Genomic DNA, 24,964 nt, shown 5'->3' on the forward strand with positions numbered 1-24,964 from the left:
GCACCAATGCTTAACCCCGTTGGAGGGTTTCACTACATGGCGCATCGAAGGAGGATGCCACTCTGGCGATGCGTGAAGCGGATCCGGGTGAGGGAGATCGTGGTCGGGCGCCTTGACGGTCGTGCGAGCCGGGCAAGCATGAAGTCACATGGAACGCGGGTTTCGCCTCGTTCGTTGCCTATTGATCGAGGTCATCCGCCAGCAGGTCTTTACTGGCGGAGGTCCAGTGAACCTGCTAGATAGTAACTGATTACTATCTTTTGAGGTTCGAGAATGTCGCAACGTCAGCACCTCAGCGCCGAGGCGCGCCGCGAGCGTACCGTGGAAGCCGTCATCGAGCTGTGTGGCAGGGAGGAGCCCGCCACCCTCACTACCGGACGCATTGCCCAGCGCATGGGCGTCACCCAGGGCGCGCTGTTTCGCCACTTTCCCAGCAAGGAGGCCATCTGGGAGGCGGTGGTGGCTTGGGTTGCCGAGCGGGTGATGGCGAGGGTCTCTGCCGCCGCCGAGGGCGTCGAGGATCCCCTGGCCGCTCTGGAGGCGATGTTCCTGGCCCATGTCGCGTTCATCGCCGAGCATCCCGGCGTGCCGCGGCTGTTGATGGGCCAGCTGCAGCATCCGCAACCCACCGCCGCTCGTCGCATGGTGAAAGGCCTGATGGCGCGCTATCGGCAGCGACTGCTGGATCTGCTCGAACAGGCCCAATGTCAGGGCCAGCTGCGCCAAGGGCTAGACCTGGACGCAGCAGCGACCCATTTCATTGGCTGCGTCCAGGGACTGGTGCTGCAGTCGCTGATCGCCGACGACGTGGCAGGCATCGTCGACCGGGCGCCGGCGGCGTTCGATCTCTACCGATACGGCATTCGCGCGGATGCGGGAGGTGACGCATGAGGCCTTCGATACGGCGGCTGGGGCGCGTACTGGCGGTACTGATCGGGATAGCCGCAGGAGTTGCCCTGCTGGTCCTCTTTGTGGCCAATCGCCAGGCCCCCGAGCGCCAGGAGGCGGCCGCCTCCGCCACTCCGGTCAGGACCATCGAAGTCCGGTCCCTGGACGTCCGCCTGGAGGCTCGCGGCCACGGCGTAGCGCGACCCGCCGAGACCTGGCAGGCGACGGCCAACGTGCCAGGCCGGGTGGTGGAGCGACACCCGGAACTGGAGAGCGGCACCCTGCTGCCCGAGGGCACCCTGCTGGTGGCGCTGGATCCCAGCCGCTATGAGCTGGCCATCGCCGAGGCCGAGGCGGAGCTGGCCAGCCTGGCCGGTGAGCTGGCCCAGCTGGCCGCCGAGGAAGAGAACACCGGTCGTCTGCTGGCGCTGGAGAAGGAGGCGCTTGCCCTTGCCGAGCAGGAGCTGTCACGCATCGAGCGCCTGGCGGCCAGCGGTTCGGTCTCCAGCTCGCGACGCGACGAGCAGCGGCGCAGCACCCTGGGGCAGCGCCAAGCAGTGGCCTCGCTGGAGAACAGCCTGGCGCTGATGCCGGCGCGCCGCGAGGTGCTCGAGGCCCAGCGCGAGCGCGCTGCCGTGCGCCTGGCTCAGGCCCGGCAGGATCTCGACGACACCCGCTTCGAGGCGCCCTACGACCTGCGCCTGGCCGAGGTGGACGTGGAAATGCACCAGTACGTCGGCAGCGGGCAGCGGCTGTTCCAGGCCGAGAGCCTGGCCGCCGCCGAGGTGGAGGCCCATATTCCCATCGCCATGATGCGCCGTCTATTGGGCAGCGTGGCGCCCGTCGAGATTCCGCCCGGGGCCCTGGACCTGAGCGAGCGAATCGATTTCTCGGCCATCAATGCCGAGCTCTTCCTGGCCGGCGCCGAGGGCGTGGGGTGGTCGGGGGAGCTGGTGCGCGTGGCCAGCGGCCTGGACCCGACCACCCGCACGATACGTGCCGTGGTGCGGGTCGATCACCCCTACCGTGATGCCCGGCCGCCGGATCATCCTCCGCTGCAGCGCGACATGTATGTGCGCACGCGACTTAGCGCGCCCACCCCTGAGCCTAAGCTGGTGATACCGGCCAGTGCGGTACATCAAGGGGAAGTGTGGCTGGCGGATGCCGAGGCACGCCTCGAACGTCGCGAGGTGGAGGTAGCTTTCACCCAGGGTAACCTTGCGGTCATTGCGGGTGGACTCGAGGCCGGCGAGCGGGTCGTGGTCGATGACCTCCCCGCGGCGATCGCCGGGATGGCGCTGGCGCCACGTCGCGACGAGGCCCTGGAGGCGCGCATCGCTGAGCAGGCGCTGGGCGAAGGGCACAGGGAAGTGCAGCCATGATCCGCTGGTTTGCCGCCCATCCTACCGCCGCCAACCTGCTGCTGGTGCTATTGCTGGCCGCCGGGCTTTTCACTGCCCCCTCGCTCAAGCGCGAGACCTTTCCCGACTACCGCCCGGTGGAGGTGAGCGTCGAGGTGGTCTACCGCGGGGCCAGTGCCGCCGATGTGGAGGACGCAGTGTGCCGCCGCCTGCATGAGGCGGTAGCCGGGGTCGAGTTTCTCGACGAGTTCGTCTGTGTGGCCCAGGACAATCTGGCCAGCGCGACCGCCACCATGCAGGCCGGCGGAGACTCCCTACGCTTTCTCAGCGAGGTCGACACCGAGGTCGCTGCCATCACCGAGCTGCCGGCGCGGGCCGACCCGCCGGTGGTGCGCGAGCTGCATCGCAGCGATATGGTGGCGGCGGTGGCAGTCTCTGCCGACATGCCGATGCGCCAACTCGAGGAGTACGCCTTGCGCCTGGATGAGCGCCTCATGGCGCTGCCCGGCGTGGCGGACGTGGGCATCCACGGCATGTCCCAGCGCCAGTGGCAGGTGGAGGTACCCGGCGAGGTGCTCGGCCAGCACGGCCTCTCGGCCCGCGACCTGGCACGGCGGATCTCAGCCCAGAGCCTGGACCTGCCCTTGGGCACCCTGGAAACCCCTGAGCGCGATATCTTGCTGCGCTTTACCGACCAGCGCCGCTCGCTTGCCGAACTGGAGCGCCTGGTGGTGATGTCCGATCCGGCCGGCGGCGAGCTGACCCTGGGTGACATCGCCAGCCTGACCGAGACCGGTGAGCGCGAGGAGGAGAAGCTTCGCTTCAACGGCGAACCGGCGCTGGTGCTGGAGGTGAGCAAGAGCCTTCGTGACGATGCCCTGGCGGTGAAAGAGCGCCTCGAGGGGCTGATCGAGGCCGAGCGACGCCGCTTCGATAATGGCATCACGTTGACCCTGACCCAGGACATGACCAGCATCGTCCGCGACCGCCTGCAGATGCTGGTTACCAACGGCATAATGGGGCTAGCGCTGGTAGCACTGATGATGAGCCTGTTCTTCCGGCCGCGGCTGGCGCTGTGGGCAGTATTGGGGCTACCTGCCGCCTTCATGGGTGCTGTCATCGTCATGGCAGTGTCAGGGCTCTCCCTGAACATGATTACCCTGGTGGCCCTGCTGATGGCGATCGGCATCGTCATGGATGACGCCGTTGTCATCGTTGACAACATCGTCGCTCATGCGGACGAGGGGGCTACCCCCCTGGAGGCGGTGGTGGCGGGCGCTGGCCAGGTACTGCCGGGGGTGATGTCATCGTTTCTGACCACAGTGGCGGTGTTTGTACCGCTTTCATTTCTCGCCGGTGAAATGGGCGCCGTGCTGGAGGTGCTGCCGATCGTGCTGATCGCCGCCCTGGCGGCGAGTCTCATCGAGGCATTCTGGATTCTGCCCCACCATCTCAAGGGAAGTCTCAAGGGCAGCGTAAAACGCCTGCAGCAGGGCCATGATTCACGCTTTCGTACCGCCTTTGACCACGGCTTCGCGCGCTTCCGCGAGGGGGTTGGGCGGCTGGCCGACCGAGCGATCCGTTTCCGTCATGCGGTATTGGGGCTCGTGTTTACCGTGCTATTAGCGTCTGTTGGCTTTATGGCCGGAGGCCACGTCGGCAGCGAGGCGATGCCTGACATCGATGGGGACGTGCTGGAGGCGCGCATCCTGATGCCCCAAGGCACGCCGCTCGAGCGCACCGAGGAAGTGGCCGAGCGGGTCGAGACGGCGATGCATGAGCTCGATGCCCGTTACTCTCCCGAGCAACCTGAGGGCGCGGCACTGGTCGAGGCGATTCAGGTGCGCTTCAACCACAATCTGAGCGCCCGGGAGGCGGGCCCCCATGTGGCCACGGTCAGCGTCGACCTGCTCACCGCCGAGCGGCGCACCCTGACTCTGGATGCGTTGACCGCCGAGTGGCGAAAGGCGATCGGCGAGATCGCGGGGGTGCAGCGTCTAATCGTCCAGGAGCCGGGCTTTGGCCCCGCCGGGGTGCCGGTAGAGGTGCGCTTGACCGGCGAAAACCTCGAGGCCATGAAGGCGGCGGCGCTCGAGCTGGCCGAGCGCCTCGAGGGCTACTCGGCGGTCTACAATGTCATGGACGACCAGCGCCTGGGCAAGCCCCAGCGCGCCTACTCCCTGGCCTCGGGCGCCCACGGCCTGGGGCTCACCGCCGAGGAGGTGGCCAGCCAGCTGCGCGCCGGCCTGCTTGGCGAGATCGCCGACACCCAGCGCATCGGCGAGCAGGAGATCGAGGTGCTGGTGCGCCAGGCCGAAGCCGACCGCGACGGTCTCGATGACCTGGCCGACCAGACCCTGATGCTCCCCGATGGCAGCCGGGTGCCGCTCTCGGTTGTGACGGACGTCACCGAACGCCGCGAGTGGGCACGCATCACCCGCATCGATGGGCGGCGCACCGTGACCGTGGAGGCCAACGTGGATGCCCGTCAGGCCAGTGGCCAGGCCATTGTCGGCGATCTCGTCGGTAGCGGCTGGCTGGCAGACTTCGAGGGGCGCCATCCCGAGGTGGCGGTCAGCTTCGAGGGGCAGGTGGCCAGCTCCGCCGAGACAGGAAGCTCCATCGGCCGTGCCCTGCTGATTGGCCTGGTGGGTATCTTCGTGATCCTGTCCTTCCAGTTTCGCAGCTACGTGGAGCCGGTGATCGTCATGCTGGCGATCCCGCTGACCTTCATCGGCGCCATCTGGGGGCATGTGATCATGGGCTACTACCTGTCCATGCCCTCGCTCATCGGCGCTGCCGGGCTCGCCGGTATTGCGGTCAATGACGCCATCCTGCTGGTTCAGTTCATCAAGGAGAACCGTGCTGCGGGAATGGCGGCCGCCGAGGCCGCCGGCCAGGCCAGCCGTGATCGCTTCCGCGCTATCTTGATTACCTCGTCCACCACCATTGCCGGCCTGCTGCCCCTGCTGCTGGAGACCAGCACCCAGGCAGACGCCATCAAGCCGCTCGTGGTGTCGGTCGTCTTCGGGTTGCTGACCATCACCGTGCTGGTGCTGCTGGTGATCCCGGCGCTTTACGTGCTGTTCAACGACTGGGGCTGGACCCGCGAAGTGCCGACCGAGGCGTAGCAAAATGGTACCTGATTACGCATAAGGCTCAGCCATCTTCAGGAACCGATATGGCATCGGCGGGGTTCTCGCCGCCACCGTGAGAAAGCGCGGAATCATGGCCTTGAGGTCATAGCGTCGATTGAAGCGGTACTCGAACTCGGCCAGATAGCGTGGGGCATGCTGCCCGCGGATGGCATGGTAAGTGCCCGTGATGGCGTTCTTGACGTTGCCGAGCAGCGTGTTGACCCAGTTGAACTCCGGGTTCGCCACGCTGGCACGCCCACCCCCGGTGATGTGGCACTCATGAACATAGGTGGGCGTATCGAAGGCTCGGAAGCATCCGAGGCCGTCGCTGATGACATGGCTGCCGGGCGCAATGGCCTGTTGGGCGTAGCGACGTATCTCGGCAAGGGTGAAACCGCTCATGCGGCGAAGCTGAACACGCTGCGGATGGCCCTCCTCGTCGGTTTGCACGGCTGCCACAAACGGGAATTTGTGCTCAGCGCCGCGACCGCGCTTTCCCGGCCGTTCACCGCCCAGGTAGGCGTCATCGATCTCGACGCGCCCAGAGAGCCTCTCCCCCTGGTTGCGCTCGTACATGACCTGCAGCAGCTTGTGTTTGAGCTTCCAGGCTGTGTTATAGGTGACGCCGAGCTCCCGGGACAGCTGCAGTGCCGAGATGCCGCTCTTGCGCTGGGTGAGCAGGTAGATCGCCAGGAACCAGGTGGTCAGCGGCAGGTGCGTGCCATGGAAGATCGTCCCGGCAGTCAGCGAGGTCTGATGATGGCAGCGATGGCATTGGTAGAGCCCACGCGAGAGTTGGCAGTAGGTCGTGTTACCGCAGTCGGGGCAGGCGAAGCCTCGCGGCCAGCGAGACCGGAAGAGGGCCTCTCGGCACTGTCCTTCGGTGCCGTACTGCTCGAAGAAGGCCGGCAACGACAGACCGGGCTGGAACTGGATCGGGTTGCGAGCCATGACGTCATCTCCTCTACTGGATATAACCTCAGTATAGGACAGGCTGGCGGAATGGTGGCTGATCAACATGAGTAATCAGGAAATGGTATGGGGCCTGTCGGCCCCTTCTTGACGCCACTGCTCTCTTGGCTAAGCTTAAAAAGTATTTTTAATACTTTTTAAGAGCGGGTGCGGCAGTCCCGCGGAACAGCGTAACCGAGGAGGTCATCATGTCGACGCAACATCGAGTGGTTTTCCCGTCAGCCAGGGCCTTCGGCGTCCTGGTACTTGCTGCCTCGCTGCTGCTGGGCAGTGCCGCCATGGCGGATGACCATGAAGCGAAGGAGTCCGGCGATACCTGGCTGCCGAGCTTGATCACCGAGACGCCCCAGGAGGGCTTCGCCCTGGCGGTAACGCTTTCCCAGAAGGGCGTGGGGACGACCCAGCCGGATGCCGAGGTGCGCAAGGCACTGCGGCCTGAGTATGCCGAGGATCCCGACAGCCTGATTGCGGCGTCCCACGTCATTGCCACGCATTTCCAGACCGTTGCCGCGGCCAACGACTACTGGCGCGAGTGAGGCGGATGACGGGGTCGCAAGGCCTGCAGCATCTGGCCCGCCGGGCGGTATGGCCCGCGGAGGAGGGCGATCATGATCAAGGTAAGACTCTATCGCTACCATCCCGAAGGTGACGATCTGCCCCGCATGGACAGCTTGGAAATCGAGGAGTGCTTCCGCAAGGCGATGGTGCTCGATGTCCTCGAGCACCTGAAGCAGCAGGACGCCACCCTGGCCTATCGGCGCTCCTGCCGGGAAGGGGTGTGCGGCTCCGACGGCATGAACATCAACGGCAAGAACGGCCTGGCCTGCATTACCCCCGTGGAGGAGGTGCTGGGGAGAGACGCTACCCTGACCCTGCGTCCGCTGCCGGGCATGCCGGTGATCCGCGACCTGGTCGTCGATCAGACGCTGTTCTTCCGCCAGTTCGAGAAGATTCGCCCCTGGCTGATCAACGACCAACCGCCCACCAGCATCGAGCGTCGGCAGAGCCCGGAAGACCGCGAGAAGCTCGACGGCCTTTACGAGTGCATTATGTGCGCCTGCTGCAGCTCGGCCTGTCCCTCCTGGTGGTGGAATCCAGAGAAATACATCGGCCCGGCCGGCCTGATCCAGGCCTACCGCTTCCTGATCGACAGCCGCGATACCGCCACTGACGAACGGCTGGCCGAGCTCGACGACCCCTTCAGCGTGTTCCGCTGCCGACAGATCGCCAACTGCACCTGGGTGTGCCCCAAGGGGCTCAATCCCATGCGCGCCATCGGCCATATCAAGGCGATGCTGCTGGCGCACGGTAGCTAAGATCCAGCACCCCCCGGAAAATAAAACACGACGCCCCGGCATGGCCGGGGCGTCGTGGGCGTGTAGGTGGAGTGGGTTTCAGGCCGCATCGAGGGGGCGCGAGGGGCCGAAGTGCTCGTAGTGGCGACGGTCCTCGGGCACGCCGAGATCGGCCAGCGCTCGGTCCACGCCGTTCATGAACCCCCTGGGGACCCACGTAGTAGCAGCGCGCGTCCTCCGGCAGCAGCTCCAGGAAATCACCGACGCCCATGGCATCGTGCAGGTGACGACTGGCGCGGCCTTCCGGCTCGCGCTTCACCTAGATCCGGTAGTGGCGGCCATTGGGCACTCGCCGACGATGGGGTACTGGACGGGCTGGATACCCAGGGATACGCGCTCAATAGGCCCAGACGATGGCCATCAGTAGCCCCCAGGCCAGCACACCGGCGGCCATGATGGTGTAGGAGGCCGACATGGTGTTGACGTCGTTGTCGCTGCGTTCGCACAGCGTCTGAAGGCCGTGGTAGACCAGGCTGCAGGAGATACCCAGGGCCACCAGCACCGCGATGGCATTGAGCAGCAGGCTGGGGATCAGCAGCACGATGGCCGAGGACCACAGCGGCAGCGGGGCCAGGGCCGCCAGCAGATAGGCGTCTTGATAGTTGATCGACAATTCCCGGGTGGCATTGACCACGGCATGGATCAACCAGCCCATCACGAAGAAAGTAAGCAGCTCGGCCAGGAACAGGATGGTGGTGATGAAGCGCCACTCCCGGCCGGCGAAGCCGGCAACGAACTCATCGCCGTAGTGCGTGCCGGCGTAGTAGAGCAGTACGGGCGGCAGCAGCGACATCGGCAGAACCAAGCACCAAGCCAGGGTAGGAATCGACGGCTTGCGCTGTTGGAGGTTCTTCCAACCCGCCTGGCGGGTGAAGGGGAGTTGGATCACGGTCAGGGGGTTCATGGCGGTGTCCTCATCGGTAGCGGTGAATAAGTATCATGCTATGATATGGTTTATTAACCTTTAGGCTCCCTCCTGACGCCTGTCAAGCGGTGGGCCGCTGTCCATCTACCCTTGGATGTCTCTCATGAGCGATGACGCCCTCAGCAAGCAAGACTTCCAGCGCCTGTCGCATTTTCGCTACCAGCTGCGCCGTTTCCTGCGCCAGAGCGAGGACTTCTGCCGCGATCACGACCTCACGCCGCTTCAGTACCAGTTGTTGTTGCACCTGCTGGGGTTCGAGGGGCGCGAGTGGGCGACGGTGGGTGAGCTGGCCGAGCGGCTCCAGGCCAAGCACCACGGCACCGTGATGCTGGTGGATCGCTGCGAGCAGCTGGGCTTGGTGGAACGCTGCCAGAGCCGAGATGACGGCCGGCGTATTGAGGTGCATCTGCTGCCTCGTGGTGCCGAACTGGGGCGCCGCATTGCCGAGCTCCACCAGCCCGAGCTGCGCCATCTGCAGGAGGAGTTCAGCCTGCCGGGCTGGCCCGAACTTTCCTGAACCATGAACGTGGCCCGCTGACCTGGGGCAATGCACTCCGATTCTGCTCTTCGGTCAGCCTAATTCGCCCTTGGTAGGCCATCATCTGGACGTTCTGCCCAGACACGTCTCCAAGGACTCGCGAATTTCCCTCGGAATGACAACGTGAAACGTCGGCGAAACGGTGACGTCGGTCATTGAGGAATGCTGTCGAGAAGAAACTCATATTGCGTTAGCTCTATCGAGCAATGGATCAAGGCACATGGATCGCCTTGCGGCCCTCATGCCGATTAACCATGATGGCCTGTATCATCAGCAGGCTAGGCGCATTCATCGCCGCCAGAACGACAAGGACGCCCCATGAGCCACACCGATGCCCAGCTTCGTGAGCTGATCCTTTCCTTCGTACCCGACGACGGCAGCACCATCGGCAACGCCAAGCTGCTTAAAGCGCTCTCCGCCCAAGCGGGCGAGGCCGCGGCGGCTTTGTCTACCTCACCGATTCTCCCCTCTAGCGCGAAGACTCTGTCGCGGACGACACGACCCCCGACCTGACCCTGCAGATGCAGGAAGTCCCCGCCGAGTTGCCGCTAACCGAGCCGGCGAAACCGAAAGCACTGAGCAAACGCTCGGCGCCCCGCCAGAAGAAAGCGGATCACGCCCAGGTGCTCTCCTATCGGTATGACGAGAAGCGCAAGAACAACCCCCACGTGGGCATGGTGGATACCGCCAGCGACGGCGTAGAAGAGACCATCACTTGGGCCTACTACCCACACCTCTATCCCGAACTGCAGTTCGATGCCTTCGCGACCCGTGCCCAGGTCGAGACCCTGATCGACGATGCCCTGGCCTCTGGGGCGTCGTCCAGGCTGCTCCACTAGTCTTCCAGCTCAACCTCCGGTTCGAGCAGGAACTGGCCATCGGGTTGTGCCGTGCGCTCCACCAGGCGCATCACGCGCTTGACGACGTATTCGACCTTGTCATCGCGGATCGAGTCGGACTGGGTCCACAGCGCCTGGCGCTTGCCGGGGCGGATTTCCTGCCAGTAGTCCTCGGCCACCGCCAACCAGGTGGCCAGATCGGCCTTGGCCGCGCCGCGCGGGTTCCATTTGACGACATAGTCCAGTTGGCGGCCGGTGTCGGCAAAGGCCGCCTGCTGCCGTTCGAGAAGCGCCAGGTGCGCCTGGCTGTCGATGCTGTCGACGTCAGCGATCTCGGATATATTCTCATTTATATCAGTTAGTTATAAAGATTTCTGGGTGCCGGTCTTACGGATAGAAAGTTCAGGAACATGATTGCAATCACAGACGGGTACGAGTCATAATCTAAACGAGAATGATTAACTTTCGATGGCTTGAAACCAAGGGTTTTTACATGAGAATGAAATTTAGCCTTTCTCCGCGCTCTGTTTCTCACTCCACGCTTGTCGCGCTGTCATTCCTTATCACCGGCCCCGCTCAGCTGGCGTTGGCTCAGAATCAGTCTTCGCCGACGCAGTCAGGCGCAGAGGCCCAGTTGTTGGCTCCGATTACCGTGTTTGGCGAGGTGGATACATCGGCGCAGCGGGCGGCGCAGCTGAAGGCCTCAGCGCCCAACTCGATCGAAGTCATCACGGCGGAGCAGTTACAGCAATACAATGAGCAAGCCCTGGGAGATGCTTTGCGGCGCGTACCAGGTGTCACTTTTGATGGTGCCAACCGCTCGCGTGAAGTTCGCTTGCGGGGCCTGCCAGGTGAGTATACCCAGGTGCTGGTTAACGGCCGTCCGCTGATTGATGGTGAATCCAGGCGCAGCTTTGAGGTCGACCGTATTCCCACCGGGCTGGTAGAACGGATTGAGGTTGTTCGCTCGCCGCGGGCCAGCTTGCCGGGCCAGGGCGCGGCAGGCACGGTAAATATCGTACTGAAAAACGGTGTCGAGCAGATACCGCAATCCGAGCTTTCGGTCGGTGCCGGTTATCTGGAGGACAATGGTGAGCAGGGTGAGCTGAGTTTTGCGACGGCCACCACGGCGGGTCCTCTGGACATCATGCTGGCTGGCTCCTTGCAGCGCTTTCGGCGCAGCGAGAGCAAGGATGAATTTGAGTTCGACGCGGGTGGAGCGCCCGATGGTGGGAAACTTGAACTCAACGAGCGGCGCTTTGACCAGGTCAATCTGATTCCGCGGCTGGCGTTGCAAACCGACCAGCTGGGGCGTTTCGAGCTTGATCCGTTTTACCTGCGCACCACGGAATTTCGTGATGATATCGAGACCGACCTGGAAGCGGATCAAGTGACGCTTAAACGGGTGAGCAACGAGAACCGTGAACGGGTGCGTGAGAGTTATGGTTTTCGCGGGGGCTGGGAGCGCGAACTTAGCCAGTCGGCAAGGCTGCGCCTGAATCTCGACTGGCAACGGGGAGAGACCGACACCGAACGCGACGAGACACGCTTTAACGCTGATGGCAGTGTAGATCGGGAGCGGCAGCGGACTGAACTCATTGAACTGGAAATGACTCGCCCGGAGGCGATTCTGACAATGCAAGCCCAGGACCATTCACTGAGCTTCGGCCTTGGTGCCGAGTTGCGCGGGCATGACGAAACAAACGGCGAGATTCGCAACGGGTCTCCGCGTCCTCCGCGCGAAGATCGGATATTCGAAATCGACGAGGATATTCATTTCGCTTTCGCCGAGGATGTGTGGGAAGTGCGTGATGATTTGAGAGTCACTGGCGGCCTGCGCCTTGAAGACTCGGAAACCGAAACGACGGATTTCTTCGGCGACTCAACCGCAAATGATGCCGATTTCCTGCTGCCTTCGCTCAATGCGGTATTCAGTGCAACACCACAGACAGATCTGCGACTTGGCGTTGCGCGCACGCTGCGGCGCCCTGATCTGCGTGACCTTTCACCGTCCATTGATGAAGAAGACGGCACAGCCGCTGATCCCGATATTCAGGGTAATCCACGGCAGGATCCAGAATCCATCTGGGGTCTGGATCTAGGCGTTGACCATTATTTTGCCAATGATCGTGGCCATGTTTCGCTCAATCTTTTTGAGCGGATGTTTGAGGATAAAATCGAAAAGGTTACTGAAGAGGATGGTAATCGCTTTGTCGCCACCCCGCAGAACGTGGGCGATGCCCGAGCTAGGGGTATTGAACTTTCAGCGCGTGCACCACTTAATGGCATTGGCCTTGACGGTTTCACTCTCTGGGGCAACGCGGGCTATACCGACTCCAGCGTTGATGAAATCAGCGGCGGTTCCCGGCCTTTCCTCGATCAACCGGACGCGTTCGGCAACATCGGTGTTGATTACTTTGTTGCGCCCTGGAACACGACCCTGGGCCTTGCGGTCAATCACGTCACGTCGGTCGATCAGACTCAGCGGCTCACCGGTGGCGGTTTCCTCGACCAGTCGATTGAGTCGCGTACGCGGCTGGATCTGTCCAGTAGTACCAAACTGTCCGATGGCCTGGACTTGACGTTAAGTATCACCAATCTGCTCAGCGAGACCGAAGATCGTGTCGACCGGATTCTGGATAGCAATGGTGCGGTCATATCTACTACCCGCACAAGCGAACCCACTTATCAGGCGGCGTTTGCCCGTCTGACCTGGACTTATTGACAGCTGCTATTACAGTCTCACAGTTTGAAGTGGGCGATCAAAACCGCTTTCGGGCAAGATTTCTGCCTAATCTTGCCCGAAATTTTTTTATGGACAGTCTAGGGTTGATTTCATTTTGAATACTCTTCGTCGCTCCCTGGTTCAGGCATTGGCTCTCGGACTCGTGGCCCCCTGGGCTTATGCCCGAGTTCTCCGCGACCCTCGTGATCTGGACGTTTCCGAAAATCAAAAGCGTATCGTTGCCCTCGACGCTTTCTTTGCGGAAATGCTTGCTGCGATGGGACTGCCGCCTGTTGCCATGACGATGCGTGCCGACGGCACACCACCAACGCACCTGGCAGACGCATTGGGCGATATTGCTTCGGTCGGATTACACAGTGTGCCTGATTACGAGGCGGTTATTGGTATGCGGCCCGATCTCATTGTCGGTCAGGCTGCTCGGTTTGCCAGCGAGGCCTCCTTGCTGGGATCTATAGCGCCAACGTTGCTGCTGAACGAGCCCGCAGATGACTGGCGTGAATTCATGACGGCATTGTCGGATGGGCTTGGCCGGCGGGCTGAGGCTGAACAGGCGATCAGCGCCTATGATCGGCGAGTCGCGAACATGCGTGAATCCCTTGCCAGTCGCGGGCGCCGGCCCACGGTGCTGCTATTGCGGGTGCGCCAGAAGGACATTCGGATTTACGGTGGTGAGCGGCGGGCAGGATTAGTGATGTATCGCGATCTTGGGCTGGAGCCCCACGCGCTGACCCCGATAGATAACAAGAATATTACCATTTCAATGGAGATCATGCCGCAGATCGACGCCGATGTTCTGTTGCTCATGGCCGAAGACGAGGCGCGTATGAGTTCAATCGAGCAATCCGAATTGTGGCGACGGTTGCCGGCGGTGCAGGCCGGGCGGGTTCACCGAGTTAACATGACGTGGTGGAATCGGTCCGTTGGGCCTATCAGCTTTGGGCGAGTTCTCGATGATATCGGCAAGGTGTTCGGATTGTCCGCGTGATGCGTCAGGACCCCTACGCGTGTCACTGGTGCTGGTGACGATGATCGGCATTTGTGCCCTGTCCCTTGTACAGGGGGCAGGTAGCGCCGACGCAACAACGCTTCTGGAAGTGCTGAACGGCTTTGATCCGCAGAAAACGGATCATCTGATTCTGCGCGATCTGCGCATGCCCCGTGCACTGGCTGCGCTGATGATTGGGGCTGCTCTGGGCGTTGCCGGGGCGTTGATGCAGGGGGTGACACGCAACCCGCTGGCCAGTCCCACATTGATGGGGTTGAATGCGGGGGCTGGCTTGGGGCTGGCGTGCGTACTGGTCGTTGCGCCCGGAGCGCCCTTTGTTGCGCTGATCGCCAGTGCGTTCCTGGGCGCAGGTATCGGCGTGGGGCTTTCACTCGGGCTGGGGCTGGCAGCGGGTGGTGCGTCAGCACCGCTGCGGCTGGCGCTGGCCGGTGCAGCGGTGTCAGCGTTGTTGGGAGCGATAGGCAGTGGTGTGGTGATCGTTGGCGAAATCGCCCAGGATGTGCTTTTTTTCACAGCCGGCGGTGTGCAGGGAGTTGGCTGGGATGAACTCGGCCTGGCAGCGCCCTGGATCGTGATCGGGCTGCTGATTGCCTTGCTGGCAAGCCCTGCTGTGTCGCTTCTGTCATTAGGGGAGGATGTGGCGGCTTCGCTGGGTGCGCGAGTCATTCTGACGCGCACCGTTGCCGCAGTCGCAACGCTGTTACTTGCCGGGGCAGCAGTCGCCATCGCCGGACAGGTCGGCTTTATCGGGCTGGCCGCTCCCCATCTGGCCCGCTTCACCGTTGGCCAGGACTATCGCCGGATCATTCCAGTGGCCGGCCTTATCGGGGCTACCCTCCTGGTTGCGGCCGATCTTGCTGCCCGGACGCTCAACCCGCCCCACGAAACGCCGGTGAGCCTTCTGACCGCGCTCATCGGCGCGCCCGTGTTGATCTGGATTGCGCGACGCAGCGCGCGGGTATTATGACGAAAGCCATGAAAACAGCGTCGCCTATTGTCATCGTCGGGCTGGTCTTTTTGGCTTTGGCAACGTTATCGCTTGGGACCGGATCAATGAACATTGATCCATCTGCGCTGTTCAGCGCGCTCTTGGGCACGGGTGATTCGGGCACGTCCCTGATCGTCTGGTCGATACGGTTGCCGCGTCTGGTGCTGGCAGCGCTTGCCGGGGCGTCGCTGGCGCTCGCGGGGGCGATTCTCCAGGGGATTACCCGAAATGGTCTTGCCGATCCTGGCATTCTGGGGCTGACCGCCGGGGCGGGTCTCGCGGTAACGGGTCTCATCTGGCTCCAATCCAATGGCATTGCAGTCGAGCCCCACTGGCGACCGGCCGTCGCTTTCGCGGGAGCCGCCTTCGCGGCGTTCATCACCGCTATCGCTGCGCGGCGGGACGGTGTGATTGCACCCGTGCGCCTGCTGCTTGCCGGGATTGGCATGAATGCGCTGATTGGTGCGGCAACGTTAGTGATCGCCATGGGGCTTGATCAACAGCTTTACAGTGCGGCAGCGGTCTGGTTATCCGGCAGCCTATCGGGGGCTGGCTGGTCTGCGAGCGCCACACTGGCCCCCTGGCTTGCCATATTGGCGTTGGCATTGGCGGCGCAGACCCGGCAGCTTGACTTGTTATCGCTTGGTGATGAAACAGCGGCGGGCAGAGGGCTTGCGGTCGATACCTGCCGGCTGCGTGTTGCTGCAATAGCGGTGGGTCTTGCCGGGGCGGGGGTGGCGTTTTCCGGCGGGATCGGCTTTGTCGGCCTTGTCGCGCCCCATATGGCGCGTCTTATGGTTGGGCCGAAACATGTGGTGGCGCTGCCGCTGGCAGCACTTTGCGGGGCAGCGATAACGGTTGCTGCTGACCTTATCGGCCGGACTGCCTTTGCGCCGGTAGAATTGCCAGCCGGGATCGTTGCCTCTGCTCTGGGCGCGCCGTGGTTCATCTGGCTCATGTGGAATGGAAAGGACCAGAAAGGATGACGATCGAAGCCCGCCACCTTCACTTTCACTACGACAGCGAGACAGTGATCAACGATCTGTCGCTTTCGATCATCCCGGGCGAAATCACCGCGCTCGTCGGGCCGAACGGATCGGGTAAATCAACTCTGCTTAAGGCCCTGGCGCGCATTCTGCGCCCACAAAGTGGCGAAGTGCTGTTGGAAGGCAAGCCGATTGGGTCATGGTCAGCACGGGCTGTCGCCCGAAAGTTGGCCTTGCTGCCACAATCTCCTGAAGCCCCCATGGGGCTCAGCGTGCGCGATCTCGCGGGCTATGGTCGCCACCCCTGGCGCCGGGCCTTTCAGGGCTCGGGTCCACAGGATCGCGCTGCGGTGGATCGTGCGCTGGCACTCACCGGGATGACGTCATTCGCAGACCGCATGCTTGGATCCCTGTCGGGTGGCCAGAGACAGCGTGCCTGGATTGCCATGGCGCTGTCGCAGGATACCGATGTTTTGATGCTTGACGAGCCAACCAGCTTTCTGGATATGGCCCATCAGGTCGAGCTGATGCAGCTTGTCGAGAGGCTGAATGCCGAAGAGGGACGAACAATTGTCATCGTGTTACACGATCTCAATCAGGCCGCGAGAATCGCGCATCGTATGGTTGTGCTTGATCAAGGATCGATTGCCGCCGATGGCAATCCAGCGCAGGTAATGACGGCGCAGATGCTGCGCCAGGTCTTCGGGGTCGAGTCGGACGTCATTTCAGACCCGCGCAGGGGAACACCTCTGTGTTTACCCTATTCTGCATACTCCAGTGGGCCCGATCTCGAACCCTGACTTTTGATCTTTCACTATCCTGAATCCGTGAGGCCAGGCCCCAGGAAGCTTCTAAATAACTGATATGTATGGCAATATAGCCGATATCGCCGTTCACCCGGACAGTTCCATACCCAACGTCAAGTTCCGTGCCAGTCGCCGCACCCTCACCAGCCACGCCGGGCTATCCATCATCGGGCGGTGCCTCGAGATCGCTGGCATCGACAGCCAGGCGCACCTGGCGCTTACGCAATGTTCGGCCATGACAGGCTCGCGTTGGTCGATAGAGATAGGGAACGTGGACACCTCCTTGTTACCACGATGATTGAGCATTCCGGCAAGGCACTATCTGGCCCCTGAGTGGCGACTGATGAAATAGCGGGTCATGGGCTACTCCTTATAGCCTTGTTCGAGCTGGATGGTCTTGAGGCTCAGCCAAACCACCGCTGAAGCTGCTTACGTGCACGTTGTGCGTGCTCTGCCTTGATGTGCGCTGCAACAGTGGCCAAGGCAGCACCAAGCCATCTCGGCGGGTCGGTGAGGCGTGTTGCCCCCGCGCCTTGCGGCCTTCCTGCCGCTTCACCATGATGGCCTGTATCATCAGCAGGCTAGGCGCATTCATCGCCGCCAGAACGACAAGGACGCCCCATGAGCCACACCGATGCCCAGCTTCGTGAGCTGATCCTTTCCTTCGTACCCGACGACGGCAGCACCATCGGCAACACCAAGCTTCTCAAGGCGCTCTCGGCCCAGGCGGGTGAAATCGACAAGGATGACTATGAGCGGGTACGGGATGCTCTGGTGGCAGAAGGCCTGCTGGGCAAGGGGCGCGGCCGGGGTGGTTCCGTGTATCGCCTTTCTCCTCAACCTGCAGAAGAATCCCCGGAGCCCGCAGCCCCCGACCTCACCCTGCAGATGCAGGAGGTTCCCGCCGAGCTGCCGCTGAACGAGCCGGCGAAGCCGAAAGCACCGAGCAAGCCCTCGGCACCACGCCAGAAGAAGGCGGATCATGCCCAGGTGCTCTCCTACCGTTACGACGAGAAGCGCAAGAACAACCCCCACGTGGGCATGGTGGATACCGCCAGCGACGGCGTGGAAGAGAAGACCGAATGGGCCTACGACCCCCACCTGGACCCGGAGCTGCAGTTCGATTCCTCCGCGACCCGTGCTCAGGTAGAAACACTGATCGACGATGCCCTGGCCTCGGGTGACCAAGCGCAGATGAAGGCCGCTCTCGAAGAGCTCAAGCGGCTGCAGTCGCCCTACCTGCAGTGGAGCGGCAAGGCCGAGCGCACCAGCTTCGAGGTGGATACCGTCTCGCTGCACGTTCACGAGCGAATCGACCCGGCCACCATCCTGGCCGCGGTGCAGAAGCGTCTGCGTGACAGCAAGGGCAAGTCGTCACCGGCCTTCCAGTCCGATCTCTTCCATGCGCCCTTCGAGAACCTGCCGCTGCGCGAAGCCATCGACTTCTACAAGCACGAGCGCGACTGGGCCAACCGCCTGATCGCCGGCGATTCCCTGCTGGTGATGAACTCCATGCTGCAGAAGGAGGGCATGGCCGGGCAGGTGCAGATGATCTACATCGACCCGCCCTACGGCATCAAGTACGGCTCCAACTTCCAGCCGTTCACCCACAAGCGGGATGTGAAGGACCGCAAGGACGAGGACCTGACCCAGGAACCGGAGATGATCAAGGCCTTCCGGGATACCTGGGAGCTGGGCATCCACTCCTACCTGACCTATCTGCGTGATCGGCTACTGCTCGCGAAAGAGTTGCTAAGTGATAGTGGTTCGGTATTTGTGCAGATTTCGGATGAAAACTTGCACCATGTGCGTGAGCTGATGGATGAGATATTGGGGAAAGAAAATTTTATCTCAATAGTTTCATTTAGGAAAACTACTGGTCAGGCTGGCAACTTTCTCCCCGACACTAATGACTACCTCGTTTGGTTCGCAAAGGAAAAATCTCAAGCTAAATTCAATCAGCTACACCTGAAACGAGATGGCTATGGATGGGTCAATTACAACTTTATTAAAGATCAGAAGGGGTGCTATAGAAAGCTAACATCTCAGGAGTCACGCCAACCCGAAAAAGCAGTTGCTGAGGGAGGAGTTATATACAGAAGGTCACCTCTTACATCAGCATCTAGCAGTGAGTCGACTCTTGTAGAATTTCAGTTTGAAGGTATGGTTTTTTCGCCCGGAAAAGGTGGCTGGAAGACGAATGGAGCAGGCCTTGAAAAGCTTTTAAAAGCAGGACGTTGTGAGTACTACGGCACCACTCTTTCCTATCGGAGATTTACCACAGACTTCCCATATTTCCCTCATTCCAATAGCTGGATTGATACTGCCAGCGGGGGTTATGGAGCGGATAAAGTCTATGTGGTTCAGACAAATGAAAAGGTCATCGAGCGCTGCCTCTTAATGACCACAGACCCCGGCGATCTGGTGCTGGACCCCACCTGCGGCTCCGGCACCACCGCTTATGTGGCCGAGAAGTGGGGCCGCCGCTGGGTCACCTGCGATACCTCCCGGGTGGCCGTCACCCTGGCCAAGCAGCGGCTGATGACCGCCAGCTATGACTACTACGAGCTGAAGTATCCCCAGGAGGGCCTGGGCGGCGGCTTCATCTACAAGACGGTGCCGCATATCACCCTGAAGTCGATCGCCAACAATCCAGAGATCGACGAGATCTACGAACGCGATCACCCGGCCATCGAGCGTGCCCTGGCCGAGCTCAACCAATCGCTCCAGGATCAGTCGCGCAAGGGCGAACCCATCACCTTTACCGTCTCCGAGGGCGGCCGCAAGGGCGACAAGGTCGATTTCTCGGCTCCGGACAGCAAGACGGTCACGCTTCCCTCGGATGAGACCGCCCAGGTCAACGCGCTGCTCGAGTGGGAGGTCCCCTTCGATTTCCCGGAAGAGTGGCCGGAGGCCGCCAAGCCGCGCTTCGAAGCCTTCCACGCGGCGCGTCAGACGATGCAGCGCCGCATGGACGAAAGCATCGCCAATCACGCCGGCCAGGAGGTGCTCTACGATCAGCCCCAGGTCAGCAAGGATAAACTACGCATCACCGGCCCCTTCACTGTCGAGGCGGTGCCCTTCGCCACCGTGCTGGGCCTGGACGAGGCCGAGCAGCCCAAGGAGGCCGACGTGGCCGTTGCGCGCTCTGGAGCGACCTCTCGCCATGCCCAGTGGCGCGACGAGCTGCTCAAGGCCGGTATCCGCGGCAAGGGCGGCCAGCACCTCAAGCTGATGGACCTCGAGACACTGCCCGGCGCCAAGTACCTGCATGCCGTGGGTACGGTGGCCGGCTCTTCACATGATGCGCAGAGCGCATCGAAGTGGGGCGAGCGCGTGGCCGTCAGCTTCGGCCCCGAGTACGCCGCACTCGAGCAGCGCCAGGTGGAGATCGCCAAGAACGAGGCCGGCGACCTCTTCCCGCTGCCCAAGCTGCTGGTGTTCTGCGCCTTCACCTTCGACCCGGAGGCCGCCAAGGACATCGACAGCATCCGCGGCATCCAGGCGCTGCGGGTGCAGATGAATACCGACCTGCTCACCGAAGACCTGAAGAAGAACAGCCGCAGCAACGAATCCTTCTGGCTGATGGGCCAGCCGGACGTGGAGATCCACGAGCTGAAGGATGGCAAGCTGCAGGTCGAGGTGCACGGCTTCGACTACTTCGATACCAAGACTGGCGAGCTCAAGTCCGGTGGCAAGCGAGATATCGCGGTGTGGGAGCTGGATACCGACTACGATGACCGCTCGCTCTACCCGCGCCAGGTGTTCTTCCCCATGGCCGGCAAGCAGGATGGCTGGTACAAGCTCAAGAAGGACATCCGCGCCGAGCTCAACGAAGAGCTGCTGGACAGGTTCCACGGCACCAAATCGCTGCCCTTCGCGCCCGGCGACAACCGCTGCCTGGCGGTGAAGATCGTCGATAACCGCGGCATCGAATCGCTGAAAGTCGTTCGGCTGGATTAAGGGGCACCATGGTCATCACACACCTGAAACTGAAGAACTGGCGCAACTTCCGCCAGGCCGAGATGGACCTGGCGCGCGTCTCCTACATCATCGGCCCCAATGCCTCAGGCAAGTCCAACCTGCTGGATGTCTTCCGCTTCCTGCGGGATATCTGCAAGCCAGACGGTGGCGGGCTGCAGAAGGCGGTCAAGGATCGCGGCAGTATCACCAAGCTACGCTGCCTGCATCATCGCACCGACTCGGAGGTACGCATCGAGGTGACGCTGGCGGATGGCTTCGGAGACGACGCTGCCACTTGGAAGTACGTGCTGGGCTTCAAGGGAAAGGGGGCTGAACGAAGCCTGATCACCACTGAAGAAGTGTGGCGGAGCGGGAAGAAGATCCTGTCTCGGCCCCAGGCCGCTGAGCAAGAAGACCCCATGCTGCTCACCGAGACTCATCTGGAGCAGACCCTGGCCAACCGTGACTTCCGCGAGCTCGTCGAGGCCTTCTCGGATATCACCTATCTGCACCTTGTGCCGCAGTTACTCAAGTATGGCGAGCAGATCGGCGGCCATCGGCTGGAGGATGACCCCTTTGGCCAAGGTTTCCTGGAGCGGTTGGCCAAGACGACCAAGAAGACCCGAGATGCGCGCCTGAAACGTATCCAGGCTGCACTGAGCGTGGCCGTTCCCCAGTTCAAGGAGCTGCGTTTCGAGAAAGATGACATGGGGCATCCGCATCTTCAGGCGCTATACGAACACCACCGGCCCAACGCCGGTTGGCAGGGCGAGGAACACTTCTCCGACGGTACCCTGCGGCTGCTGGGCATGCTCTGGTCGCTACTGGATGGCGGTGGCCTGCTGCTGCTCGAAGAGCCCGAACTCTCGCTGCATCAGGCTGTGGTGGAGCAGACCCCGGCGATGATCGATCGTGTGCAGCGTGGCCGTAAACCCAAGCGTCAGGTGCTGATCAGCACCCATAGCCAGGCACTGCTCGACAACCCGGGCATCGATCCGCGTGGCGTGGCCGTGCTCGAACCCAGCCGGGAAGGAACGACTGTACGCGCGGTCGATGAGATCGAGGCTCAGGGTTTGGACGCTGGCTTGAGCGTAGCCGAGGTGGTTTTGCCCAGGACTCGGCCCAAAGGGATCGAGCAGTTGGGACCCGAAAGAAGCCTCTATGCGCTCAGACAGCCTGGCACGCACGCGCCATCGGATCGGTGAGCTGGCTTGCCAGTAAGGAGCGGCAACATGGTTTACCTGGCATCCAGGCCGTTGAAGTCCTTATCGACCAAGTCAAGCGTCAATCCGATTGGCATCAATACGATGCTCTCAGCTATCACTGCCAGCTCCCCTCATAACGGTGCGAACTCCCCCCATAGTGATGCCAGCTCCCCCCATAGTGATGCCAGCTCCCCTCATAGCGATGCAAGCTTCCCTCATACCCGCTATCGCTATATAGCTCCCCAATATACGACGATTGCTCCCCACTATTTGGTGATCGCTCCCCAACATACGAAGTTTCCACCATATTTCTGGCTAAGCTGGCCGAATGTTTTGGTACGAAAGTTGCCAACCAGCTTTGGAAGGCAGCAGTACACCACGGTAGAAGGAACGCCTGAATGACGGCCACATCCCTGATCATCAACTCTCCGTATGAGCGCCCTTCCGCCTACTGGGAGCAGGACGGCGCCGGCAAGGCGATGACCCAGCGTCAGGGTCGGCGCCCTGCGGCCTACGAGATCTTCGACACGCGCAACAATACGCGGCGCAGCGAGCCGCTGGAGCTGGTGAATCGCATTCGCCAACGAGTCGATGAATGGCGCACCGCCGGCTACCCGGGCGTGACCAGCGTCACGCGGCAGCTGCTGGAGCACTGGCAGGCGCGTGGGGATTGGGACCCCGACGGCCGACGCTGGGAAGGTGGCCCGCGGCAGTACCCGTTCTACTTCTGCCAGCTCGAGGCCATCGAGACGCTGATCTGGTGGCTGGAGGCTCAGGAGTCCTTCCGCCAGGGCATCTTCCTGCCCGGCGACGGCGGCCCCTGGGAGCGTATCTGCAACAAGATGGCCACCGGCTCGGGCAAGACCTCGGTGATGGCGCTGATCATCACCTGGCAGACGCTGAACGCCATCCAGTACCCCAACGATCGCCGCTATTCCAAGGCGGTACTGGTGGTTACGCCCGGGCTGACCGTCAAGAGCCGCCTGCAGGTGCTCTACCCCGGCAACGAGAAGAACGTCTACGACGAGTTTCGGCTGTGCCCCAACGAATCCATGCGTCAACAGCTCAACCGCGTGGAGCTGGCGGTGGAGAACTGGCACACCCTGATGCCGCTCAAGGAGCAGGCGCGCTCGGTGGTGAAGAAGGGCAAGGAGAGCGACGAGGCCTTCACCCGCCGGGTGCTGGGCAAACTGGCGGGCCACAAGGACCTCATCGTGATCAACGACGAGGCCCACCACGCCTATCGCCAGCGCGCCGAGATGAAGGTAAGCAAGAAAGAAGCCGAGGCCCTGGGCATCGACCTGGAGGAGGCCACCCGCTGGATAGAGGGGCTCGACCGGCTCCACAAGACCCGGCGCATACGCCGCTGCTTCGACCTTTCCGCTACCCCCTTCGCCCCCACCGGCAAGAGCAACACCGATGCCGGGCTGTTCGAGTGGGTGGTCTCCGACTTCGGGCTCAACGATGCCATCGAGGCCGGGCTGGTGAAGACCCCGCGAGTGGTGGTGCGTGACGACGCCCTGGCCAACGCCAAGACCTACGCCAGCAAGCTCTATCACCTCTACCGCGAGGATGAGGTGCGCGATGATCTGAACCGCCGGGCGGAGCTCCATGCGCCACTGCCGGACCTGGTGCAGAAGGCCTACGCGCTGCTGGCCTACGACTGGCAGGAGACGGCCCAGCAGTGGCGCGACAGCGGCCATACCATTCCCCCGGTGATGCTGACCGTGTGCAACCGCACCGAGACGTCCGCCCGCATCGAGCACTTCTTCAACAACGGCGACTGCCTGATCCAGGGGACTCGTTCCCCGGATGCCACCCTGCGGGTCGATTCCCGGGTGCTGGAGAAGGCCGAGCGAGGCGAGACCGTCATCAAGGACAAGGAATACGCGAAGCGGCTCGAGTCGATCATTAATGCCGCCGGTCTGCCCAGCGACAAGCGCGATGACCTGCTGGCCATGAAGCAGGAAGAGCAGTTGCGTGCTCTGGTGGACACGGTCGGCAAGCGCGGCCAGCCGGGGCAGCATCTCCAGAACGTGATCTCGGTGGCCATGCTCTCCGAAGGCTGGGACGCCGCCAACGTGACCCACATCATGGGGCTGCGGGCCTTCACCAGCCAGCTGCTGTGCGAGCAGGTGATCGGCCGCGGGCTGCGCCGGGTGGCCCACGACATGGACGCCGACGGCAAGTTTCTGCCCGAGTACGTCAATGTCTTCGGCGTGCCGCTGTCGATCTTCCAGGACGACAGCGAAGGCGGCGAGGCGCCGCCGCCGCCCAAGCCCAGCATCCGCATCGAGGTGGAGCCGGGCAGGAATCACCTGGAGATCCGCTGGCCCAACGTCGACCGGATCGACAACGTGCTCAAGCCCGAGCTTGTCATGGACTGGCAGGGCGTGGAGCCGCTGAAGCTGGACCCCGGACAGACGCCGCTGAACGCCGATATCGCCCCATCGCTGACCGGCTCGCCCAACCTGGGCATGGTGACCGAGATCGACCTGGAGAAGTCGGTGGAGGACTTCCGCCTGCAGAACCTAATCTTCCGGGCGGCACGCAAGCTCTACCTGCAGAACGCGACCACCTTCGGCGGCGACAAGCAGTACCTGGCCGTGCAGCTGATCCGGCTGGTGGAGGAGTTCCTGGCAAGCCGGAAGCTGGATATCCCCAGCCTGTGGCACCAGGACCCGGTGCGCCGCCGCCTGCTGTTCGCCCTGAACATGGACACGGTGGTCGCGCACGTCAGCCACTTCGTCACCGAGCAGAACGTCGAGCGCCAGGAGCTGATCTTCGATGAGCACCGCCCGATTGGTTCCACCGCCACCATGCGCGCCTGGCTGACCACCAAGCCCTGCGCCGCCACTCAGCGCTCGCAGATCAGCCATGTGGTCTACGACAGCACCTGGGAGAAACTGGCCGCCGATATCTGCGAGGGCCACCCGCATATCGCCGCCTGGGCCAAGAACGACCACCTGGACTTCAAGATCCGCTACCTGTGGCGCGGCTCGTCACGCAACTTCGTGCCGGACTACCTGATCCGCCTGACCAGCGGCAAGACCCTGGTGCTGGAAGTGAAGGGCCAGGACAGCCAGCAGAATGCCGAGAAGCGCGCCGCCATGGAAGCCTGGGTCAAGGCCGTCAATGAACAGGGCGGCTTCGGCCAATGGGCCTTCGCCACGGTGTTCGATCCCGCGCAGACGCGGGACGTCATCGAGCGCCATGCGTAATCCACGGATGACTCAAGAAATGCCTTTT

Annotated in this window: 18 protein-coding genes and 1 pseudogene; 16 read left to right on the forward strand and 3 right to left on the reverse strand. The window is 62.4% G+C overall.

Translation table 11 applies throughout. From position 1 onward, the window contains the following. Positions 1 to 273 precede the first annotated feature (273 nt). Genes U5L98_RS03005 through U5L98_RS03015 form a run of 3 tightly spaced genes read left to right on the forward strand, consistent with a single transcriptional unit; the run spans position 274 to position 5,380 of the window. The gene (locus U5L98_RS03005; RefSeq protein WP_322556863.1) at positions 274 to 891 is read left to right on the forward strand and encodes a TetR/AcrR family transcriptional regulator; all 618 of its coding nucleotides are present in this window, start codon (positions 274 to 276) and stop codon (positions 889 to 891) included. Beyond that, the gene (locus U5L98_RS03010; RefSeq protein ID WP_322556864.1) at positions 888 to 2,270 is read left to right on the forward strand and encodes an efflux RND transporter periplasmic adaptor subunit; all 1,383 of its coding nucleotides are present in this window, start codon (positions 888 to 890) and stop codon (positions 2,268 to 2,270) included. The genes U5L98_RS03005 and U5L98_RS03010 overlap by 4 nt, the downstream gene beginning before the upstream one ends. After that, a complete protein-coding gene (locus tag U5L98_RS03015; protein ID WP_322556865.1) occupies positions 2,267 to 5,380 on the forward strand; it encodes an efflux RND transporter permease subunit in 3,114 nt (1,037 codons plus the stop codon). The genes U5L98_RS03010 and U5L98_RS03015 overlap by 4 nt, the downstream gene beginning before the upstream one ends. A 15-nt stretch (positions 5,381 to 5,395) precedes the next feature. Here U5L98_RS03015 and U5L98_RS03020 read toward each other — a convergent pair whose 3' ends face one another. After that, the gene (locus tag U5L98_RS03020) at positions 5,396 to 6,337 is read right to left on the reverse strand and encodes an IS1595 family transposase (protein ID WP_322556866.1); all 942 of its coding nucleotides are present in this window, start codon (positions 6,335 to 6,337) and stop codon (positions 5,396 to 5,398) included. Positions 6,338 to 6,546: 209 nt separating this feature from the next. Between U5L98_RS03020 and U5L98_RS03025 the strand changes: the two genes are divergently transcribed. Beyond that, on the forward strand, positions 6,547 to 6,894 hold the full coding sequence (locus tag U5L98_RS03025) for a hexameric tyrosine-coordinated heme protein (protein WP_322556867.1): 348 nt from the start codon (positions 6,547 to 6,549) through the stop codon (positions 6,892 to 6,894). Positions 6,895 to 6,969: 75 nt separating this feature from the next. After that, positions 6,970 to 7,674, forward strand: coding sequence for a succinate dehydrogenase iron-sulfur subunit (locus U5L98_RS03030; RefSeq protein ID WP_322557063.1), 705 nt, complete (start codon positions 6,970 to 6,972; stop codon positions 7,672 to 7,674). A gap of 376 nt (positions 7,675 to 8,050) precedes the next feature. On the opposite strand, the gene U5L98_RS03035 is transcribed toward U5L98_RS03030, so the two are convergent. Further along, positions 8,051 to 8,617, reverse strand: a complete 567-nt coding sequence (locus tag U5L98_RS03035; RefSeq protein ID WP_322556868.1) for a YIP1 family protein — start codon at positions 8,615 to 8,617, stop codon at positions 8,051 to 8,053. Between the two features lie 124 nt (positions 8,618 to 8,741). Here U5L98_RS03035 and U5L98_RS03040 point away from each other — a divergent pair, with 124 nt between their 5' ends. The 3 genes from U5L98_RS03040 to U5L98_RS03050 all read left to right on the forward strand — a co-directional run bounded on the left by U5L98_RS03040 (position 8,742) and on the right by U5L98_RS03050 (position 10,015). Further along, positions 8,742 to 9,155 (forward strand): MarR family winged helix-turn-helix transcriptional regulator, encoded by a 414-nt coding sequence (locus U5L98_RS03040; RefSeq protein ID WP_322556869.1) that lies wholly within the window; start codon positions 8,742 to 8,744, stop codon positions 9,153 to 9,155. A 339-nt stretch (positions 9,156 to 9,494) separates the two neighbouring features. Further along, entirely contained in the window at positions 9,495 to 9,689 is a 195-nt protein-coding gene (locus U5L98_RS03045; RefSeq protein ID WP_322556870.1) for a hypothetical protein, read from the forward strand. An 8-nt stretch (positions 9,690 to 9,697) separates the two neighbouring features. Continuing rightward, positions 9,698 to 10,015, forward strand: coding sequence for a hypothetical protein (locus U5L98_RS03050; RefSeq protein WP_322556871.1), 318 nt, complete (start codon positions 9,698 to 9,700; stop codon positions 10,013 to 10,015). Here U5L98_RS03050 and U5L98_RS18655 read toward each other — a convergent pair. Beyond that, positions 10,015 to 10,326, reverse strand: a pseudogene (locus tag U5L98_RS18655) (IS1380 family transposase); the annotation flags it as partial. The gene U5L98_RS03050 and the pseudogene U5L98_RS18655 sit on opposite strands and share 1 nt — an antisense overlap. Before the next feature lie 143 nt (positions 10,327 to 10,469). Between U5L98_RS18655 and U5L98_RS03060 the strand changes: the two are divergent. The 8 genes from U5L98_RS03060 (at position 10,470) to U5L98_RS03095 (ending at position 24,936) form a co-directional block, all read left to right on the forward strand. After that, positions 10,470 to 12,740, forward strand: coding sequence for a TonB-dependent receptor (locus tag U5L98_RS03060; protein ID WP_322556873.1), 2,271 nt, complete (start codon positions 10,470 to 10,472; stop codon positions 12,738 to 12,740). 115 nt (positions 12,741 to 12,855) lie between these two features. Continuing rightward, positions 12,856 to 13,746 carry an iron-siderophore ABC transporter substrate-binding protein gene (locus U5L98_RS03065; protein WP_322556874.1) on the forward strand — a complete coding sequence of 297 codons (891 nt, stop codon included), beginning with the start codon at positions 12,856 to 12,858 and terminating at the stop codon, positions 13,744 to 13,746. A gap of 19 nt (positions 13,747 to 13,765) precedes the next feature. Next, positions 13,766 to 14,734, forward strand: a complete 969-nt coding sequence (locus U5L98_RS03070; protein WP_322556875.1) for an iron ABC transporter permease — start codon at positions 13,766 to 13,768, stop codon at positions 14,732 to 14,734. After that, positions 14,731 to 15,741: an iron ABC transporter permease gene (locus U5L98_RS03075; RefSeq protein ID WP_322556876.1), complete on the forward strand. Its 1,011-nt coding sequence runs from the start codon at positions 14,731 to 14,733 to the stop codon at positions 15,739 to 15,741. The genes U5L98_RS03070 and U5L98_RS03075 overlap by 4 nt, the downstream gene beginning before the upstream one ends. Next, the gene (locus U5L98_RS03080; protein WP_322556877.1) at positions 15,738 to 16,541 is read left to right on the forward strand and encodes an ABC transporter ATP-binding protein; all 804 of its coding nucleotides are present in this window, start codon (positions 15,738 to 15,740) and stop codon (positions 16,539 to 16,541) included. Before U5L98_RS03075 ends, U5L98_RS03080 begins: the two co-directional genes overlap by 4 nt. A gap of 627 nt (positions 16,542 to 17,168) precedes the next feature. Next, positions 17,169 to 20,510, forward strand: a complete 3,342-nt coding sequence (locus U5L98_RS03085) for a site-specific DNA-methyltransferase (protein ID WP_322556878.1) — start codon at positions 17,169 to 17,171, stop codon at positions 20,508 to 20,510. An 8-nt stretch (positions 20,511 to 20,518) separates the two neighbouring features. Beyond that, positions 20,519 to 21,715, forward strand: coding sequence for an AAA family ATPase (locus U5L98_RS03090; RefSeq protein ID WP_322556879.1), 1,197 nt, complete (start codon positions 20,519 to 20,521; stop codon positions 21,713 to 21,715). Between the two features lie 398 nt (positions 21,716 to 22,113). Next, positions 22,114 to 24,936, forward strand: a complete 2,823-nt coding sequence (locus tag U5L98_RS03095; RefSeq protein WP_322556880.1) for a BPTD_3080 family restriction endonuclease — start codon at positions 22,114 to 22,116, stop codon at positions 24,934 to 24,936. The last annotated feature ends 28 nt before the right edge of the window (positions 24,937 to 24,964 follow it).

The organism is Halomonas sp. (assembly GCF_034520545.1).
In the GTDB taxonomy this organism is placed as follows: Bacteria; Pseudomonadota; Gammaproteobacteria; order Pseudomonadales; family Halomonadaceae; genus Halomonas.

Excerpts from the sequence above, each read along its gene's own strand:
- U5L98_RS03005 (WP_322556863.1), top strand. The coding sequence starts at position 274 with ATGTCGCAACGTCAGCACCTCAGCGCCGAGGCGCGCCGCGAGCGTACC.
- U5L98_RS03010 (WP_322556864.1), top strand. The coding sequence starts at position 888 with ATGAGGCCTTCGATACGGCGGCTGGGGCGCGTACTGGCGGTACTGATC.
- U5L98_RS03015 (WP_322556865.1), top strand. The coding sequence starts at position 2,267 with ATGATCCGCTGGTTTGCCGCCCATCCTACCGCCGCCAACCTGCTGCTG.
- U5L98_RS03020 (WP_322556866.1), bottom strand. The coding sequence starts at position 6,337 with ATGGCTCGCAACCCGATCCAGTTCCAGCCCGGTCTGTCGTTGCCGGCC.
- U5L98_RS03025 (WP_322556867.1), top strand. The coding sequence starts at position 6,547 with ATGTCGACGCAACATCGAGTGGTTTTCCCGTCAGCCAGGGCCTTCGGC.
- U5L98_RS03035 (WP_322556868.1), bottom strand. The coding sequence starts at position 8,617 with ATGAACCCCCTGACCGTGATCCAACTCCCCTTCACCCGCCAGGCGGGT.
- U5L98_RS03040 (WP_322556869.1), top strand. The coding sequence starts at position 8,742 with ATGAGCGATGACGCCCTCAGCAAGCAAGACTTCCAGCGCCTGTCGCAT.
- U5L98_RS03045 (WP_322556870.1), top strand. The coding sequence starts at position 9,495 with ATGAGCCACACCGATGCCCAGCTTCGTGAGCTGATCCTTTCCTTCGTA.
- U5L98_RS03050 (WP_322556871.1), top strand. The coding sequence starts at position 9,698 with ATGCAGGAAGTCCCCGCCGAGTTGCCGCTAACCGAGCCGGCGAAACCG.
- U5L98_RS03060 (WP_322556873.1), top strand. The coding sequence starts at position 10,470 with ATGATTAACTTTCGATGGCTTGAAACCAAGGGTTTTTACATGAGAATG.
- U5L98_RS03075 (WP_322556876.1), top strand. The coding sequence starts at position 14,731 with ATGACGAAAGCCATGAAAACAGCGTCGCCTATTGTCATCGTCGGGCTG.
- U5L98_RS03080 (WP_322556877.1), top strand. The coding sequence starts at position 15,738 with ATGACGATCGAAGCCCGCCACCTTCACTTTCACTACGACAGCGAGACA.
- U5L98_RS03085 (WP_322556878.1), top strand. The coding sequence starts at position 17,169 with ATGAGCCACACCGATGCCCAGCTTCGTGAGCTGATCCTTTCCTTCGTA.
- U5L98_RS03090 (WP_322556879.1), top strand. The coding sequence starts at position 20,519 with ATGGTCATCACACACCTGAAACTGAAGAACTGGCGCAACTTCCGCCAG.
- U5L98_RS03095 (WP_322556880.1), top strand. The coding sequence starts at position 22,114 with ATGACGGCCACATCCCTGATCATCAACTCTCCGTATGAGCGCCCTTCC.